16 protein-coding genes are annotated in these 19,800 nt (G+C 36.0%); all 16 read right to left on the bottom strand.

The genetic code is table 11. The features are described 5' to 3' along the window. Complete coding sequence (locus AC1M9C_RS03685) at nt 1-657, bottom strand: hypothetical protein (RefSeq protein WP_481953237.1); 657 nt, start codon at nt 655-657, stop codon at nt 1-3. Next, on the bottom strand, nt 650-1,336 hold the full coding sequence (locus tag AC1M9C_RS03680; RefSeq protein ID WP_481953236.1) for a hypothetical protein: 687 nt from the start codon (nt 1,334-1,336) through the stop codon (nt 650-652). The genes AC1M9C_RS03685 and AC1M9C_RS03680 overlap by 8 nt, the downstream gene beginning before the upstream one ends. Next, the gene (locus AC1M9C_RS03675) at nt 1,333-3,729 is read right to left on the bottom strand and encodes an ATP-binding protein (protein ID WP_481953235.1); all 2,397 of its coding nucleotides are present in this window, start codon (nt 3,727-3,729) and stop codon (nt 1,333-1,335) included. The genes AC1M9C_RS03680 and AC1M9C_RS03675 overlap by 4 nt, the downstream gene beginning before the upstream one ends. Continuing rightward, entirely contained in the window at nt 3,719-4,978 is a 1,260-nt protein-coding gene (locus tag AC1M9C_RS03670) for a DNA cytosine methyltransferase (RefSeq protein WP_481953234.1), read from the bottom strand. Before AC1M9C_RS03670 ends, AC1M9C_RS03675 begins: the two co-directional genes overlap by 11 nt. Nucleotides 4,979-5,080: 102 nt before the next feature. Beyond that, nucleotides 5,081-6,682, bottom strand: a complete 1,602-nt coding sequence (locus AC1M9C_RS03665) for a Tn7-like element transposition protein TnsE (RefSeq protein ID WP_481953233.1) — start codon at nt 6,680-6,682, stop codon at nt 5,081-5,083. Further along, nucleotides 6,675-8,198, bottom strand: coding sequence for a TniQ family protein (locus AC1M9C_RS03660; protein ID WP_481953232.1), 1,524 nt, complete (start codon nt 8,196-8,198; stop codon nt 6,675-6,677). Before AC1M9C_RS03660 ends, AC1M9C_RS03665 begins: the two co-directional genes overlap by 8 nt. Nucleotides 8,199-8,211: 13 nt before the next feature. Further along, entirely contained in the window at nt 8,212-9,858 is a 1,647-nt protein-coding gene (locus AC1M9C_RS03655; RefSeq protein ID WP_481953231.1) for an AAA family ATPase, read from the bottom strand. After that, on the bottom strand, nt 9,859-11,946 hold the full coding sequence (locus tag AC1M9C_RS03650; RefSeq protein WP_481953230.1) for a transposase: 2,088 nt from the start codon (nt 11,944-11,946) through the stop codon (nt 9,859-9,861). It lies immediately after the preceding gene. After that, nucleotides 11,930-12,763, bottom strand: a complete 834-nt coding sequence (locus tag AC1M9C_RS03645) for a TnsA endonuclease N-terminal domain-containing protein (RefSeq protein ID WP_481607171.1) — start codon at nt 12,761-12,763, stop codon at nt 11,930-11,932. Before AC1M9C_RS03645 ends, AC1M9C_RS03650 begins: the two co-directional genes overlap by 17 nt. Nucleotides 12,764-12,915: 152 nt before the next feature. Continuing rightward, nucleotides 12,916-14,754, bottom strand: a complete 1,839-nt coding sequence (gene glmS / locus AC1M9C_RS03640; RefSeq protein ID WP_481953229.1) for a glutamine--fructose-6-phosphate transaminase (isomerizing) — start codon at nt 14,752-14,754, stop codon at nt 12,916-12,918. 12 nt (nt 14,755-14,766) lie between these two features. Next, nucleotides 14,767-16,131, bottom strand: coding sequence for a bifunctional UDP-N-acetylglucosamine diphosphorylase/glucosamine-1-phosphate N-acetyltransferase GlmU (glmU, locus tag AC1M9C_RS03635; protein WP_481586919.1), 1,365 nt, complete (start codon nt 16,129-16,131; stop codon nt 14,767-14,769). A 26-nt stretch (nt 16,132-16,157) separates the two neighbouring features. Continuing rightward, nucleotides 16,158-16,634: a phosphatidylglycerophosphatase A family protein gene (locus AC1M9C_RS03630; protein ID WP_081403227.1), complete on the bottom strand. Its 477-nt coding sequence runs from the start codon at nt 16,632-16,634 to the stop codon at nt 16,158-16,160. A 10-nt stretch (nt 16,635-16,644) separates the two neighbouring features. Then, the gene (thiL, locus tag AC1M9C_RS03625; RefSeq protein WP_481586918.1) at nt 16,645-17,574 is read right to left on the bottom strand and encodes a thiamine-phosphate kinase; all 930 of its coding nucleotides are present in this window, start codon (nt 17,572-17,574) and stop codon (nt 16,645-16,647) included. A gap of 12 nt (nt 17,575-17,586) precedes the next feature. Beyond that, nucleotides 17,587-18,036 carry a transcription antitermination factor NusB gene (gene nusB / locus AC1M9C_RS03620; protein WP_035264834.1) on the bottom strand — a complete coding sequence of 150 codons (450 nt, stop codon included), beginning with the start codon at nt 18,034-18,036 and terminating at the stop codon, nt 17,587-17,589. A 3-nt stretch (nt 18,037-18,039) separates the two neighbouring features. Next, complete coding sequence (ribH, locus tag AC1M9C_RS03615) at nt 18,040-18,510, bottom strand: 6,7-dimethyl-8-ribityllumazine synthase (protein ID WP_035264832.1); 471 nt, start codon at nt 18,508-18,510, stop codon at nt 18,040-18,042. 24 nt (nt 18,511-18,534) lie between these two features. Next, entirely contained in the window at nt 18,535-19,656 is a 1,122-nt protein-coding gene (gene ribBA / locus AC1M9C_RS03610; RefSeq protein WP_481586917.1) for a bifunctional 3,4-dihydroxy-2-butanone-4-phosphate synthase/GTP cyclohydrolase II, read from the bottom strand. Between the last annotated feature and the right edge of the window lie 144 nt (nt 19,657-19,800).

Below are 19,800 nucleotides of genomic sequence, written 5' to 3'. Positions count from 1 at the left end.
TCAATCTAGCAAAGATTCTTGAGCAACATAAAAAAAAAGTTCAGCTACTTTTTCATTATTTTCTTCTAAAATAAGATAATTAGTCTTCTTGTGAGTAATAACTTTAAAATAGTTATATGCTTCCTCCAATGAAGTACTATTAGAAATCATAAATCTAAGTACACAAGAGAAAATATCAGCTAAGTGAAATTTAAAAATATTAATATCTGTTTGGTTAAGATTTAATTTTTTCATGGCAGGATGAGCTGCTAGTTCATTTAGTTCTGAAGGAAGAAGACCGAAACCTAAGCATTTTGAGTAGTTTCTATGATTTCTTGAGCTTCTTAATAACTTCTCAGAAAAGCAGGAAATTAAAAATAGTTCTATATTTTTAAAAATAGACATTTGTGATAGTTCTAGTAAAGGTTTTTTTTGAAATTCACTACTTTGTCCTCCATATAAGGTTGCAGATGTACTATGCCCTATAAAGATAACTCTAGAGTTTTCAGAAATTTCATTTATTTGTTTAACCGCCTCTTGATAGGACTCATGATTTGCTTCACAACTAATAAGAACTATTGAACCATCTGCAATAAAATTACTTAAATTTTTAATAACTTTATTCATAAAGTAAATAGTTGGATCATTTGGATAAATTAGATAATACATATTATTCATTTAAATCCAATATATGAGCGTATGTTAGATCAATAAAATATTTCTGGAACTCTTTAGCATGGTGAGAGTCGTGATTAATTTGTTCAGAAATATATTGAAGATTTTTGCCTTTAAATGGAGGATAAACATTCTTAAACTCTAACTCAGGCATTTCTTCTAGTCGAATTTTTAAATAATCTGACATCGAAAAGTTAGAGTTAATTTTTTTTACTAATGCAGTAATATCATCAACTAAATTCTTTCTATGATAAAAGGCATGAATATTTAACTTAATTAACTTAAACAATTCATCATTATCAAGAATATGATCCTTAAATTTATTTTCTTCCGAAGAGTAGCATACAAATTTGGCCTTTCTAAATAGAAAATGTTGTGAATTTGAATGGTTTATGAGCCAGCGAATAAGCTCATAGCCATTTAAAGTATTGCTGGCAAAATTAAAATCACAAGCAACTACATCGTATTTGACAGCTTTGTGGTGCTCATTAATTTCATTTTTAATTTTATCAAAATCAATTTCAAAACTTCCAGAAGGTGTTTCTGTTTTAAACTTATGGTCTTGAGGATTGATAATTTCTATTTTAATTTCAATCCCTTCTCTTCTTAATTTTCTTGTAATACCTTCAATTGATTCAGAAATATTACCATCATCTAGCATTAAAATCTTTCTAAGAGTCATTTGAAAGTTACCTCAAAGCATGCTCCAGATAATAATTCATTATTACCTTTAAATCTAATTTCAGCGTTCATTTCTTCAAGAAGCTGTCTTGAATAAAAGAGTCCAATACCAGAACCTGATATTTCCTCAGGGGGAGTATCACGTACTCCTAAGCTAAAAATTTCTTCAGGTTGATCTATAAATAAATCTGATAAACCTATACCATCATCTGAGATTAAAATAATTAGTTTATTTTCAACTAAAGAAGGGGAGAATTCTATACTTGAAGCTCCCCATTTTACAGAATTTGAAATAATATTGTCTAAGACTATTGATAAATTAAGTACACTCAGACTACGGATAAAATTATAATTATTATTATATATAAACTTTATACTGTGATTACCAAAGGTCTCTTTATAAGTTTCTAGGTACTCGTAAATATATTGAACTATATTTATGTTTTTAATATCTATATCTTTATCAAAATCAGATCTAATTGCAAGTTCTGCCATCTTAAGTGTTTTCAAAGCATAAAGTCTAATATTATTTAGCTTTTTAATAATCTCATTATTATCAATATCATCATATTCAATACTATCAATTAGATTGTCAATTCCATTATTTATTTCTGAATTATTTATTTTAATAGTATGAATTAAGCCATCAGCATCTTTACTAAGTGTCTTTCTAGTAGCAAGAAGATATGCGTGTTTTTTCTTTTCAACTTCTAAAGTTTTAATAATTTTTTTTGTTTCTTCTTTAGCTTTTTTTGTTTCTGATTGAGCTTCACTCACCATTTTTTTGCTGGTATTAATAATGGTCTTTATCACACCTTTTTCTTTGGATGATAATTCTTCTAAAGATTTATTTTGTGTATTTTCAATAAAATCTTCTAAAAAACCTAAATATTTTTCCTGATTTATTAATTGAATTTTATTAATTAAATTATTATCTATTTCGAAATCAATAAGGTCAAAAACAGAGTCTTTAATTCTAAAAATTTCTTTTTGTATATTTTCAACAGATAAATCTTTTGTATAAAAGCGGTCTGGATTCTTTAAAACATCATCAGAAGAAACTGATAGTAGTTTACCCCATCTATCTTCTAACCTATTCCAATCAGTACCTTTAACTACAAAATTTTCTAATTGTCTTATTATAGTTGTAACAAAACCATATTCTTTTTTTCCATTCTTTAATAAAGCTTTTTCTTCTTGGTCGAAGGCTATTAATTCATAATATGCTTTATTGTGAGCTAGACCTTCACGACTAGTAATTACAGCAAAGGTATCATCCTGATCTATAACATCAATTCGACCTATAATTTCACGAGTTCCTAGATTACGAGAAGTCCCTTGTGATTTTCGTTGATCTAGTCCTAACCAGTCATTTTTTTCATTTCCATAAGGTGATATTCTAAAATTATTATAGAAAAGAAAAACAGAGCCATAATTATTAGGCTTGATACCAAAGTTTTTTGTGAAGTAAGATTTAGATAAAGGATCTAAATAATGAATTTCTACTTTAATATTTTTTAATAGCTGATAGGGGTTTTTAGCTTTATATTTATAAACTAATTCTCCCTGAAAATATAAAAAAGTTTCAATAAAATCTCCTGTAGAATCAATAAATGATTTTATATAAGTAGTTTTAAAAGCTAATTTTTCTAAAATATTATTAGTAATTTTGTTATTATTTATTTGCGCTAATTCTCTATCTTCAAACTTGATATTAGATTTAAAAATTACTTGAAAATCATCATCTAATGAAGGTGAGAACTTTTCAATTTCAGCAATTAATTTTTTTAACTTTTGTTCTGACCAATCATTTCTAAGTTTACTAATGATTAAAACAGTACCTTGGTCGAATTTTTGTTCATTAATATTTTTTAAGAATAGGCCTTCTTCTAAAATTTCGATTTCTAAAATAATATCTGAAATAACCTCAGATTTTCCTCTATTTTCAAAATTCTCCCAATTTATTGATAATTTTAAATATTCATCATTTTTTGATTTAGTATAAAGTTCTAAAAAGCTACCTAAGCGATCACAACTGAATCGTCCTACACCTTTATTTCCTGCATATTCTTTATTTCGACTATATTTCTTTTCAGAATAAGCAATATTTAACCATTTATCTTTAATATCTGATTTAGTCATACCATGACCGAAATCTTTAATAATAATTTTCCCTTCAGAAACAAGAGGACTGGTTTGTGTAGAAATATCATTGAATTCTAATATTACTTTGGGAGAGTTGGCATCTTTAGAATTTTTAATTAATTCAATGATTGCGACATTATCATTATAAATTAAACCCCTACCGACAATATCTTTGATACCAGCATTAGCTATAAAGTTAACTTGTAACTCATTATCATCATCTATGTTTAGATTTTCTTCATTTTGCATAATGATCTTCTATTTCTTTGATTAATAAACCTAATGCTTCAGCTAAGAAAGGAGGGACAGCATTACCAATTTGAGTATAACGTGGACATTCACTTGTTCTACGATCACCACCAGTAGTGTATTTTCCTAAGATTTTAAACGTATCAGGAAATGATTGAATACGGGCCATTTCTCTAACAGTCAGAATACGAGGCTCTGAATAATGTAATAAATCATCAGGTAAAGTAGTCAAGGTTCTCGATGGCTGAGATGCATCTAAAACTGTGATCGCCTGTTTTCTAGTACCAATATGAGCTCTCATTTCATCATTGAGACTCGTGCCTGGTTTACAGATTTTTTGAATTTCTTTAAATTTTTTAATAGTTGATTCTTTATGTCTAGCAAGTCTCAAACTATTAGGTACTAAGTCATTAATACCTTCTCGTATTACATTTTGGTATTCAGTAGGTGTAGGTCCAGGTTTATAATCGATTTGCTTAAATCCACTGATTTCATTTCCTGAATGGTATTTAACACCATTATTTTTAACAAGTAAGTCTCCGATTGCTTCTTCAGTCGTTATATGTCGGAAAGGTAAATTTTTAGAATCCAAGAATTTTTTTCTAGATCCGATTAATTGAGAGAAGGGGGCAAATTTTTTTGAAGATAATAACTCTTTTTTAATGCCGATCATGATGAATCGAGTTCTTTTTTGTGGAACACCAAAATCAGCACTGCAAACAAAATTATGGAAAACTTTATAGCCCAGTTTCTCTAGCTTAGCTTTTACGACTAGTGAATATGGTTTCTTAGTTTTACCATTCTCTTTGTTCTTGAAAGATGAGTTAAATCCTCTCACATTTTCCAACAGTAAATATTTCGGTGATATGACTTCAACCATCTTAATGTATTCTTCAGAAAGTTTATTTCGAGGGTCATTTTCATTTCTCTGTCCAGCCAAAGAAAACCCCTGACATGGCGGCCCACCAGCGATTAGATCTACTTTTCCTTTTAAATCATTTAGTTCTTCAGAATAGTTTTTAAGCAACTCTTGAATGGTTGTTTCTTTTTTAGGTAGCCAAGTCGGCCAGTAGAAATGTGAATTTTCACTATCAATTAAATTATATTTGAAAGTAGCAAAAGCCATAGAGTCTTTTTCAACAGCTAAAATACCTTGCCATCCAGCTTTGCCAAGCCCAAGAGACAATCCACCGCAACCCGAGAAGAGATCTATGTATGTTAGTTTTTGATTATTAACATCATTAAGCATTTACAGAAATTCTCTTGAAGTGTGAATCACAGATTTTTCCTATTATAAGATTTTACTCGTGAAAAGATACATGCCATAGCTGTGAATACCATAAAACTCTATTTAAAGTAAAATCTTAAACATACGATTCGCCCAACCAATTAATTCTAGATCAGATATTTCCTGATTCCTTGAATTCATCCTAGGGTGATTTAATGTACTATTTTTATAGCAAATGTGCTTAAAGATTCCTTTTGGCCAACGTAAGCATTGAGTGACAACAAGCTCAAGTACTTTAGTTCGATCAGTTAGGTTCCATTGATTCACATCTTTAAGTAACAAAACACGAGTTGAAAGAGGCTTTTTATTATCAGAAGTATCAACCTCTAAGATCACAATATTTTGACCATTGAATTGGAAGCTGACTTCTGCCACACATCTAGGATTACCATCAGTTTTAACATGCTTAGAGTGGCCTTGAATGTTCGGTAATTTGTGAAGTTGAAAAGTAAAATTTTGAACTGAATTTTCTTTGCAAAACAAATCAATCATTTGTTGAAATGCAGAGAAACGATCAAGATACAGATGAAGATCTTCAGTTTCATCTTCAATACCATTAAATTCAGCAGAGGGGACTGAGCCTTCAGAAATAGGTTCGTTGGTACTAACTCCAGATGATGGATTTGTAGATGGTAAATCTTGATCTTTTGTACCATGATTTCTAAGTCGTGATTTCTTAGTGGTTTTCCTTGTTTCAATGGCTTCTAGGAAGTCGAAGTGTGTCGGTACAACATCAATGATTTGAACATCATCGCTATTGCCATCCTCATCATCTTTAATGGTTGGCTCTTTTCCATTATTTTTAGTTCCTGAAGAGTTTTCACCTTTCCCTCCTGATTTAGACTCAATGAATTTATCGCTATAGAACTCAACTTCTTTAGAAATTCGGCTTGAGATTCTTTCGAAACCTGATATTTCATTGACAAAAAACTCAGAAGTTTCAGCTCTGTAATAGCCATATGTATCAAAGATTACACCATTGAGTAGGGGCGGTTTAAAACAAAAACTCCATATACGGTATTGGTCAACGTCATAGCCATATTTGGTACAAAACTGACTGATACTTTCAAAAGATTGTCGAATATCAGGATCAAGAAGAATCCAAGATAAAATGCGTCGTATACCTGAATCATTGAAATGAGAAATAGGGTATGAGCAGGCTGGTAAAATATTGATGAGATAATGATCTCGATTTGAAACAATATCGAAATCGATACTCAAACTATTCTCTATAATTGCTGACCTTGCTAAATATGGCGTATAGAAAAACAGAGATCGAGCAAGTTCAAATTGTGGTAGACGAACTTTGATTGTTTCGGACATTGGTTGACCGAATTGATCCACACGGACTGCATCAAATAAGAAATAATGTTCAACAAACTTGCCTATAGGTAAGTTTGAATTGTGGACAGAAGATAGCCAATTTTGAGTTGAACTAATTTTAAAGCGTAGGTTGTAGCCTTTGGGATATTCTTGAGTGGGGTTAATGTGACTATTTTTTCTTAATAACTTTGCATTAGAAAAATTAGTGGAAGTGGTCTCAGGTATTTTATTTTCATTTTCCAAAGCTAGATTTATTGCCCAACTGCCTGAGTTATGTTTTTTAAACAAAGAACCAATCTTTTTTATTTTCATGTTCTTAGCGATATGACTGATCTTAGCCATGATTAATCCTTTTAATTTGATTTAGGAATTTGAGTGCTTCATCTGTTAATCGTTCTTCACTTAATCCTGAATGTCGTAATAATTGCCAACTCGCTTGGCGTTGATTAGTTTTTTGAAATTGAATAATTGTTCGAGTGATTCTTCGGATTTGATAAGAGCTAATATCTTCTGAAAAAGTACTCAAAAATTTATGTGTTAAGGGCAGCTGATATAGGTTTTTCTCTACAGTGGAGTGTTGCGGTAGTTGCTTGAGATACCAGTTTCTAGATTGCCTAGGTAAACTCAAATCGTCTAATGATTGATAGAATATTTTGAATAATTGCCTCACCATGTACCAATCCCTAAGGGGCCAATCTACTTTCTTTGGAATACTTGCGGGCCAAGCATGAAAGCTTTTATTTTTTGTGAGTAACCAAGTTTTATCATTGCGATAAAGCCATGCATACAAAGCAGCATTTTTGGCTCTAGAAGGTTTTATTCCAAAATTTTTAATCAAAGACATCCATTCATTACGTTTTTCTTTGAGCATCAATATGTCTTTGCACTTTGTTCTTTCACTAGGTGTATCAGTATTAGAGTAATTAGCAGGTAATTGATGAATTTCACTCAGAATGGCTGTCCATGTCCAGCCTTTAGGGAAAAACGTCTCTAAGACAATAATATGTTCAAGATAACTGAATGACTTACGATGCTTTCTAAAGATAGCTTTAAACCAACTTGTTTCAGACTTCAGTTCATCTAGGTGATGTTGCTGTAGCCATTTTAAATCCCATGTTTTTATAACTGCTGCATGAATTTTCGAATGATCAATGTGTTTAGAACCTTTGTTAAAACCTAATCGCTTTGCAATACGTTGATAAAATTGACTCCATTGATGAAATGTAGGTGATGTTGTTGGTAGAAGTTCTAACAACTCATCAACATGCCTACTCACGATTAGATCTAATTTATGAGCAGGGTTATTAGGTTGCTTGAGATCTAGGATGAAACTTGCAGGAATAAATTGATGTCGTCCATTGAAATGGGCTGGTGGTAAAAATTCTGACAATTTAACTTTATGTTTGCTACAACAATTTGCGCCTTGGATGTACCAAACTCTTGACCAAAAGAATTCTCCATATTGTTGATATTGGTCTTCTAGACAATGATGACAATATCGATGCTTTGATATCTGCTTAACTTTGGATGCTACAACTCCTAATGCTAAATGGATAGAACCTTTTGATTGACTCCCCATCCATTGAAGGCATTTCAAACGTGTGTTTTCTGGAGAAAATAATGCATGGATTGGAAAAAGTGTATGTTTATAAGCAAGGTTTTCGAGCGCATGGTGTGGTGGTAAATGCTTTGAAAGACATATTAGATGGCTAGGTAAATCAATCGTGGCAATAACTTTACGATTAGCAAATACTTCTTCAAGTAATTGCTTCGGGCTTGTAATAGCATGGTGAATTCCAGCTCTTGCTATCGTGCTGTAAATTAACTCATTGGGATATGGTGTAGGAAAATTCAACATACCAATTCAACTATTACATTGATCGAACCCAAGTTTGAGTATCAAAAATTAAATCACTTGATTGAATAACGTCATAAAAATTTTGAGATTTTTGCTTTTGCGAAAACTTAAACCTTAAATCATCTGACGGTAAGGTCATCCATTCGCTCTGCTTTATTTTTTTGAGATTAATTTTTTCAGGTTTAGTTTCTTTATCTGCCTCAACTTCAGTGAGCCAATTCGAAACAATAGGCATGAGTTCTTGCATATTAAGATGAGGAAATTCGACAAAAGCTTTTTTGATTACAGCGATTACTTTAGATTCTGGATATCCAGTGGCGATAAGTAGGTTATGCAATCTTTGCGCATGTATATTTCCATTATATTGTTCAACTTTTTCTTGTTCTTCTTCTATTTTTTTCTGAAGTAGAAGTAAGGTTTTGTCCACATATGGAATAGTTAAGTCGGAATAAAGTGCGATGCGATTAGGATCTCCAGACTTGAGCGCTTCTATCATTGGGTGGACAAATTTGAGTTCATCCTCATAGACTTGTCTAAGCAAACTAGGAGTTATTCTTTCTAGTCCGGTCATGATCGCTCGACATTGAGCCAAAACAAAAAGTTTGACGACTATATCCAGTACTCCTTGAGAGAGTTCATACCAACAGTCTCGAATTTCTTCACTCAGTTGTTCTTTATTCGTTAGCCATTGGTATTTCCAAAGGGCATTGGTGAAAGCCATCCATTCTGTTCTCGTCGCGGTATCTGATAATGGAGGAGTATTCTTCATGGGTTCCCATATAACAGCCCCAAAACCAGCCCCACGACGTGCTGAACGTAGATCTTTATCAAAGATAAATCTGGCTTTAGGTGTGCCGACCATAACTACTGGTAAACCTACAACATTAATTAAGGTGACAAAGAAATTCAGCATTTTGTCAGCACCACCTGAATTCTTAACGCTCAAATGCTGAATTTCATCTATAACGAGAACACCAATAGCGTAGGTATTGGTAATTTGACGCATATAGTTGAGTAGAGCTTCGATTCCTAATCTTTTTAAGGCTACTTTTCTTTCAAAATCTGTTCCTAAAGCAACATCAATCGCTTTAAAAAAATGCAAACATAGATTTTTTAATGAGCCGTCATGAGGGCAGTCAATTTTGAGATAAACGAGTTGAGTGAAGTTGTATTTTTCATGGTAAATCACTTGAGGATAAAGGTTTAGGATGCGCTGTAACGTTGTACTTTTACCACTGCCTGAACAACCGATCAGTGAATAGCTTAAAGCTGTAGATTTTGGTGCATCAAAACGAAAGGCATTGATGTCTCCCGACATAATACGCTCATAACCATTTTGCAAGTGTTGGTGCAATTTACCATCAGCAATATTGCGCCCGACATAGCCTTGACGAATTAATATTGCAATTTTTTGCTCTAGTGAAATATGCCGAGTAATGGGTTGAAAAAATTGATGAAGCAGTTGAGATGAAAGATGAATTCTTTCGTTCTTAGATCTCAGAATATCTTCAGGGTTAAAGTCCACTTTACCAATCAGATTAGCTTTGATATCTGCAATTTCTTGCATGATTGGTGGTAGAGCTTCAATAAATGGATTGTCTTTATATTCACCAAAACTAGGCGTGTAACGTGCTTGAATAAAATTTAATGGCAAAGTCATTTAGTCATCCTCACCAAATAATTCGTCTGTTAAGTCTGGATAATGAACCGCTTCAGCATCTTGAGGCTTAATTGAGGTTTTCAGTTTAGGCATTGGAATAATATTGGTATCCACTATTTCTTGCTGTTTTACCTTAGCTTTACGTTCAATATTTTTTTCTTTTGCTTTATTTTCAGTTATTTCAGCGATTCGTTGAGATGGTTTAATTGGACTCTTCGGAAGCTTAGTTTTAAGTTTCTCACTGATAAAAGCTTCAAGCTCTCTTCGTTTTTTTGAAGCCTCTAGTTCATGCTGTACAAGGCTTTCTTTTTGGGCTTTTTGTTTGTCTTTGATTTCCCACAAAGTACAATCTTTAAATTCTCTCGATCGATCGGAGAGAGCTCCTATCCAATATTCGAGACTATTATCTTTAGGAAAAATATAAATTTTATTCATTGAGTAAGGATCATATGCAGCTTCAAGGTTTTGAGGACGAGAACTTCCTGTTTTACGATGCAACCAACCAAGATCAAGTACTTCTCTCGCTAGGTAATAAAGCCCAAATGCTTTGATGCCTAAGTCTGATATTGTGATTTTAGTACGTGGTAATAATGCGATTCTGAGAGCTTCCTCTGGAACATTTCTCAATTTTCCAGTTCTATTTTGAATACCCCAATTCCATAAATGTAAGGGAATGGTTGGTAAATCATTAGGCATATCTGCTTCACGGTCATATGTTTTTAAAACATGAAATTGATTATGTGAAATGATGCAGGCAAGAATGATTTCAGTAAATTGGTGAATATTTAATGTCGCATCTTGACGATAATCACGACCACCAAATTTTTTTACAGTGCTGCCGTCAACAACACCTTTTCCTTTACCTTCTTTTTTGAAATAAGCTTGATACGTATTGAAAGCCTGTTCCACTATGCCTTTAGCATCACCACGTCTCGCTGGTGCATTTTCGAGTCTTACAGCGAATGTTTTTTCTAAGGCTTCTATTTGATAGCCTAATAATTCTCCTCGATCCGCGAGTAAAGCATCAGGTAGACCGACTGCTGGCCAATCTTCTGGCTGAATTGAGATTCCGTACTCAGCACAATACTTAACCTTATCGGTCATCGCTATATTCAATGCTTGTATTGCAGCTAAATATGAAGGTGATTCAAAACCTATATAAAATCCTGCGACTAAACGACTGAAGACGTCAATCACGAAGTAAATAGTGGGTCTACCAACAATACTTTCAGGATTTGAGTTTGAAACTAGATAAATATCGGCAATCGTGGCATCAATTTCATAACGTGCTCCAGGACCTAAGGCTTGAGCGTTAGACGTTGATTGCAAAGGGCGATAGTCCTTACGGTAGTTTGAGGTACCAATACGAGCTTTTATACTTTCAATTTTTTTGAATTCTTTTTCGTAGTAATACTTAAACTGCCATATTGTCGGAATATCTGATTCTGCTATATCTGGGTAGAGATTTTTATAAGTGGTTTGAAATTTCCGATATACAAATGGAAGTGAATGTTTATTGTCTTTTAAAAAGAATAATTTAATGGTGCGATAAAAAAGTTTTTCAATGTCTTCATTAACATTAATTCCTTGTTCACTATTATAGATACGAGGCCGACCTAATTTTTTGTCTTTAGCCGTTCTTTTTTGACCTTTAGCTCCACTATTTCTGTAATCAGGAAGTAATGCATTAGGAGTTTGTCCTCTTTGCCAATATCTACGAGCTAAGCGATAAATAGTTTGTTTGGTGACTTCATGTTGATTCATGATTTCACTCACTATTTTTCCTCTTTGAGCTGGGATATAAAAGAATTCATGAGAGATCAGGGGATAAATAAGAGCATAATTTTGGTCACGTTTTATTTCTTGTATAGATTCCTTCTCAGTCTGAATGAAAGCAAGTGACTCATGTGGGTCTATTGCTCTTTCAATATTGCCATCTTCCAAACCTTTTAATATTTCTGTTCTACTAAGCTCGATTGGAAAAGCATTTTCAAGGTCAAGACGAATCCAAATCACAGAGTAAGGTAGGATCGTTAAAATCCTAAATAAAGAGCTTTCAAAACTTAATACTTCATTGATTTTCAGCATGAAGTACCTCATTCCAAATATTAAGCTCGCCCAATCGAATATGATCTGTATTCAAATCCTTAAAAGAAATATTCAGATCAAATATGAAATACCTTTGAGCAAGCAAGTCTCTAATTTCTCTTAGCGATTGTCCTAACTCAAAATGATATTTTTGATCAATAATTCTCGCTAATTCATTAATCTTTTGAGATTTATTTTTAATGAAAATATCTGCATAAAAGTGAAGTTTATCTAGCGTATTTTGTTCACTCAGTTGCATAGTATTTATTGAACTGTATAACCATTGGATGTTTTGGCTGACAGTTTTAGGAACTTGGTGCTCGGTAAAAATATAAAAAGGGATATTTTGCTGTTTCCAATACTGTCTTTCGATTTCTATTTTTTCTATTGTGCGTGGGTCATTGAGAGCATTTGAATATTTAACTTGGACTACAAATTTAGGTGTTATTGAACTATTTGTATCCACTAAAAAATCACTTGTCATGATTTGATAGTGTTTCCCAAATCTAGGGTGAGGGATTCCAATTTTCTCCGCAATTTCTAGAGTCTGTTCTAGGTCTAAGGGATATTGCTCTCGAATATCGATAGTCGTTGAATGCCATTCTAGTAATAGAAAAGTAGAAAGTTCTATATCAGAGAGAAGGTGATGAGTTCTTTGGCTTTTATGACCAAAAATTCGGTGAGATCGTCCTTCTGAACTCACATCTCGAATTGTGAGCCAAGGCTTATAGTTATTTCCAAAACCCTGTCCTCGTCCTTCTTTAATCCATTTTTGAATTTTGAGTTCATGATTTTGTGTGTTGTTAAAGTTGGCCATAAAAAAATCCACACATCATGCTGTTTAGAGCATAGCTTGTGTGGATTTTTTGAGCAATTCAGTATTACACTTTATTACTCAGTATGAAACTTTATTACTTAGTATGAAACTTTATTACTCTCATACACTTTTTAAGTGTAGATCAAATTGAATTATTCAACCGTAACTGACTTAGCTAAGTTACGCGGCTGATCTACATCGGTACCGCGTAGTACAGCGACGTGATAGGACAAAAGCTGCACAGGAATACTGTATACGATTGGTGATAATAGTGCTGAAACGCTCGGAACTTGAACAACGTGTTGGCGCTCTTTTTCCTTAATGCCACTATTTTCATCTGCAAATACAAACAGCTCACCACCACGTGCTTGAACCTCTTCCATATTTGATTTGAGCTTATCAAGCATGTCATCCTGAGGAGCAAGAATGACAACAGGCATATCATTATCAACTAAGGCCAATGGGCCGTGTTTCAACTCACCAGCTGCATAACCTTCAGCATGAATATATGAAATTTCTTTCAGTTTAAGCGCTCCTTCAAGCGCGATTGGGAACTGTGTTCCACGACCTAAAAATAGGCAATGTTGTTTTTCAACAAACAATTCAGATAGGCGTAAAATTTCTTTATCACATTGTAATGTGTCAAGAATCACTTTAGGTGTATGCCACAATCCAGTAATGATTTCTGTTACTTGTTCATTAGAAATCGTTTGTTTAACTTGACCGAACTTAAGCACGAGCAGCATCAGGGCAGCAAGTTGTGTGGTGAATGCTTTGGTCGACGCAACCCCAATTTCTGGACCCGCTAATGTCAATAAGCTGTAATCTGTTTCACGCACCATGGAAGATGTTGCAACGTTACAGATCGTCATAGTGGTGATATTAATATTTTTCGCTTTGGCACGTTTTTGTGTATCACGAAGAGCAGCCAATGTGTCGGCAGTTTCACCTGATTGAGAAATACACACATAGAGCGTATTGTTCACGATGACTGGAGTGCGATAGCGGAACTCACTTGCAATTTCAACTTGGCAAGGTACATCAATCAGTTGTTCAAACCAATATTTTGCGATCATGCCTGCATGGTAGCTGGTACCGCAAGCGATGATTTGAACTTGCTGAATATGAGAAAAATCTTCTACAGCATTTGCAAGAAAATCATCACGTAAGTGATCGGCATTTAAGGCTTGAGAGATGGTTTGCTTGATCGCTTCAGGTTGCTCATAAATTTCTTTCAGCATGTAATGCTTATATTCACCTTTTGAAGCATTACTCACTGTCGCATCAAGTTCTTTGACAGGGCGTTCAACGCGCTCACCTTGTACATAGACTTCGATCGTATCACGTGTTAAACGCGCAATATCACCTTCTTCAAGGTATATAAAACGATTGGTAATCGGTAATAGGGCCAATTGATCAGAACTGATAAAGTTCTCACCAATTCCCACACCGATCACGAGCGGTGAACCTTCACGAACAGTGATCAATTCATTTGGGTAATCTGTATGTACGATACCGAGTGCAAATGCACCTTTGAGTTGAGGCACAACTTGTTCAACGGCTTTAAGCAGGTTAGGAGCAGACTTCAGTGCATCATGAACTAAGTGTGCAACAACTTCAGTATCTGTTTGGGATGTAAACACATACCCTAATGCTTCAAGATCATCTTTAAGCTCTTGGTAATTTTCAATAATACCGTTATGAACCACAGCGACTTGACCAGAAATATGCGGATGTGCATTATTTTCTGTAGGTTTGCCATGAGTAGCCCAACGTGTATGTGCGATACCAAGCGCGCCAGTGATCGCTGCTTCTGAAACCGCTTCTTCAAGGTTGATAACTTTACCGACACGACGTTCACGTAAAACTTGACCTGCATTAATTAAAGCTAATCCCGCTGAGTCATAACCACGGTATTCAAGACGCTTTAAGCCTTCAATTAGAATATTCGTTATGCTTCGTTCTGCTACACCGCCGACGATACCACACATATTGTAATCCCCTTAATTCTTAATCTTTTGTGGACGTGGATAATTGTCTTTCACAAATTGTTTAGAGCGTTCTACGGCTAAACTATGATCATCCACATCACGAGTAATCGTCGATCCAGCACCAACTGTTGCACCATTACCAATTTTAACCGGCGCGACTAAAGAGCTGTTTGAACCTATAAAGGCTTGGTCACCAATGATCGTTTTAAACTTGTTGGCACCATCGTAATTACATGTGATCGTACCCGCGCCGATATTTGAACCCTCACCCACTTCAGCATCACCTAAGTACGTAAAATGATTGGCTTTAGAGCCTAAACCAATGGTGGTGTTTTTCACTTCAACAAAGTTGCCAATGTGTACTTCATTTGCCAATTTAGCACCAGGGCGCAAACGTGCGAATGGTCCAATTTGAGCCTGCTCACCCACAATGGCTGAATCAAATACGCTATACGGTTGAACTTTCGTGCCTGCAGCAATTTTGGAGTTTTTAATTACACATCCTGCACCGATTTCGACATTGTCACCAAGTTCACATTCGCCCTCGATAATGACATTGATATCGATACGTACATCTTGACCAACCTTGAGTGAACCTCGGAGATCGAAACGACTCGGGTCGATCAAATGTACACCTTGCTGCATCAGTAATTTCGCTTGGTAGGTTTGGTATTCTCTTTCCAATGCTGCCAATTGCACACGATCATTTACACCTTCAACTTCGAAAGCTAAAGCAGGTTCAACTGAAGCAATTTCGAGTCCATCGTCAATAGCCATTGCTACGATATCTGTTAAATAATATTCGCCTTGCGCATTATTATTATTCAGACGTGGCAACCACTCGTGCAATTTGGAATTGTTTACTGCATAAATGCCAGTATTAATTTCTTGAATTAAACGTTGCGCTTCTGAAGCATCTTTATGTTCAACAATGGCTTGGATTTTACCATTTTCTCTCACGATACGACCGTAACCTGAAGCATCGTCTAGTGTAAGTGTGACTAAGCCAATACCTTTAGATTGTGTTGCTTCAAGTAATTTTTGTAATGTATCGGCTGTAATACAAGGGACATCGCCGGATAAAATTAAGGAAATACCATCTTTGGGTAATACAGGTAAGGTCATTTGAACAGCGTGACCTGTACCAAGTTGTTCAGCTTGTTCAACCCAGTCAATATTTTCTGTCGAAAATGCTTGTTTAACTAGAGCGCCGCCGTGACCGAAAATAGTAATAATATTTTCAGCTTGTATTTTTTTTGCGGTTTCAATGACATGCCCTAAGAGTGGACGTCCTGCTAAAGGCTGTAATACTTTTGGTAGTTTTGAACGCATTCGCGTCCCTTTACCTGCAGCAAGAATAACAACTGTGGTTGACATACAACATCCTTTCTTTGGAGCTTGGCTTAAGCCATATCAATATAGAGATAAATTATAATACAAAGTGCTGCCCACAAACCTGCGATCAGGTCATCAAGCATAATGCCGAAACCACCGTCGACTTGACGATCAATGACGCGAATCGGCCAAGGTTTCCAAACATCAAAGAGACGGAAAAGTGCAAAACCAATAAAAAGCCATACCCAATTCATCAGACCTAGGTAGATTAAAGGGAGAAACGTGATCGATTGACCCGCAAATTCATCCCACACAATTCGTCCGTCATCATGGACGCGCATTATATCAGCGGCTCTTCCACAAATATATATCCCAATCAATGACATAACGATTATGGCAATCGTGCTATACAAAAAACCTATTGCCATGAAAGCAGGAATAAACAACAAGGCAAAAGCTGAACCAAAAGTACCAGGTGCTTTTGGCGCTAAACCAGAACCGAATCCAACGCCACAAAAAACAATGAAACGTTCAGACCAAGTCATCGCTTTAAAATTAATTGGTTGTTTTGGCAAAGTGCTGATATCCCTGTAATTCTAGTTCTTGTGGTTGTTGATGATGATAAAAATCTAATTGCTGAGTCTCTTTTACGACACCAATCACCGTGATCGGTGTATCGCAGTGTCGAGCTTTTAATTCATCCAAGGCAGGTGAAGGAATGGTAAAACACAATTCATAATCATCACCACCTGCTAAAGCCAATTGCCATTTTTGTTGATTGGGCAATGCTTGTAAGGCAGGACTAAGTGGAAGTTGATCTAAGTGTAGGTCGGCACCAACATGAGATGCTTTGAGAATATGTCCTAAATCTTGTGCTAAACCATCGGATACGTCAATCATACTATGCGCCAATCCTTTAAGCGCTTGACCGAGTTCACAACGTGGAGTGGGATAATCGAGACGTTTTTTTAAAGCATGATCGGGATATTTTAATCCGAATGCAGCATCACCGACAGTGCCTGATACACAGATTAAATCACCTGCTTGAGCACCAGAACGTGGCACGGCTTTCCCAATATCCACCCAGCCTAGAGCGGTAACTGATAATGTGAGATGTGGGCTTTGCGTTGTGTCGCCGCCAATTAAACTTACTCCAAATTGATCGCAACAATCATACAAACCCTGACTAAACCCTTTTAGCCAGTGATGATCAATTTGGGGTAGGCTCAATGCCAAGAGAATGCTTTGAGGTTTTGCACCCATGGCTGCAATGTCTGAAAGATTCACAGCTACAGATTTCCATCCAATCGCATGGGGATCTGTATCGATGGGGAAATGTCGACCAGCAACGAGGGTATCGGCACAAATGACCAATTGTTGCTGTAGAGGCGGGGTGAGCAGGGCTGAGTCATCACCGACACCTAGATCGACTGAAGAATAACTCGGTCGATTGAAATAGGTGTCAATAATAGAAAACTCAGCCATTTCAACAACAACTTATTTTGCTTGTTGTTTTTCTGCTTCACGTAGGCTTTGTGCCAAACGGTCTAATACACCATTGATGTATTTGTGACTATCTGCACCGCCGAAGTGTTTAGCCAATTCAATTGCTTCATCGAGAACGACGCGATATGGAATTTCAAGATGCTCTTTCAATTCATACGCGCCAAGACGCAAAGTAGCTAATTCAACGCCGTCCAGTGCCGAGATCTCACGATCTAGTACTGGAATTAATAACGCATCCAATGCTTCATGATTTGCAATCACTTGTGTGAGCAACTCGTGATAATAGCTGAGATCCACTTTGTGCATGGCATTTTCAGCACGTGTACGTGCTTCAATTTCATGCACAGGGTTGTGGCTCATTTGCCATTCATAAATCCCTTGTACAGCAAAACGACGTGCTTTGCGTTTAGCTGCATAAGTAGCTTGGAGTGTCTGCGACATGCTTTAGATCGCCTTTAGCAAGTTAACCATTTCAATTGCAGTCAAGGCAGCTTCGCCACCTTTATTACCTGCTTTTGTACCTGAACGCTCGATGGCTTGTTCAATGCTGTCTGTGGTCAATACGCCATTGATCACAGGTAAACCAGCTTCTAAACCAACAACACCAAGGCCTTTTGCACATTCACCAGCAACAAAGTCAAAGTGAGGAGTGCTACCGCGAATAACTGCACCAAGTGCAATTACCGCATCAAACTTACCAGAATTTGCGAGTTTTTTCGCCACAACCGGAAGTTCCCAAGCGCCTGGCGCGTGAACGACAGTGATATTATCGTCTTTAACACCATGTCGATGCAATGTATCAATTGCACCTTCTAATAAATGTTCAACAACAAAGCTGTTAAAACGACCAACTAGAATCGCGTAACGATCTTCGCTCGCGAGATGTAATAAACCTTCAATACGGCGAATCGCCATAGCAACCTCGATATTTAATAAGAGTTATGAATGAGAGCTCTGATCAGCTGTGATGTATTCGACCACTTCTAAATTAAAGCCAGACAATGCATTGAAGCGTAAAGGTGAGCTCAGGAGCTTCATTTTCTGTACGCCTAAATCACGTAAAATTTGTGCACCCACACCAATGGTTTGGTATTGCTGCGATAAGGCAGCATTTGACTTGGCTGGTTTTGGCGCAGTTAATGCCTCTAATGCTGGACCTAAATCAGACGGCTGACGTTGTCCAATCCATACCAAGACACCACGATCGCTTTGTGCAATTTCTTTTAAAGCACGATCTAAATTCCAAGCTGCTTCACCATCTTGCTTATTAAGCTTTAATAAGTCTCGCGCCGGATTGAAGCCATGAACGCGAACAGTCGTCACACCCTCTTCAGGTTGACCTTTAACCAATGCCAAATGAATATCAGGATTCCCGACTTCACGATAACGGTAAAGATCAAAAGTACCATACTCGGTATCGAGTTTTTGTTGATCCAAACGCTCTACCGTTTGTTCATTGGTCATACGGTAGTGAATAAGATCAGCAATTGTACCAATTTTTAGACCGTGTTTTTTAGCAAAAATTTCAAGGTCAGCACGACGGGCCATAGTTCCGTCTTCATTGATAATTTCACAAATCACAGAAGCTGGTTCAAGACCTGCAAGACGAGCTAAATCACAACCTGCTTCGGTATGACCTGCACGATGGAGCACACCACCTGGTTGTGCCATGAGTGGAAAAATATGGCCTGGCTGAACGATATCTGCTGGTTTTGCATGTGCCGCAACTGCTGTTTGAATCGTGTGTGCACGTTCTGCTGGAGAAATACCTGTAGAAATGCCATTTGCAGCTTCAATAGAAAGTGTGAAGTTTGTCCCGTGTTGAGCGCCATTCGCATCAACCATTAACGGTAAATTTAATTGTTTGCAGCGTTCACGGCTTAAGGTTAAACAAACTAAGCCACGAGCATGTGTGATCATGAAATTAATGTCTTCAGGTCGTACGTGCGTTGCAGCAATAACGAGGTCGCCTTCATTTTCACGATCTTCATCATCCATCAGGATGACCATTTTTCCTGCACGGATATCTGCTACAAGTTCTTCTACAGTATTGAGCGACATCAACCTTCACCTTTTTGTTATGTCATTCTGACATTTGAATAAATTTGTTGCGCCATAGTCTAACGCTTTTTTAGTCAGTTTGCCTATGCTTATGACTGTACCATTCAATACAGTCCAACATACACCTTCATAGCACATTGAAAA

Source organism: Acinetobacter sp. 24-47-39 (genome assembly GCF_056783825.1).
This window is presented reverse-complemented; position numbering and strand designations above follow the sequence as displayed.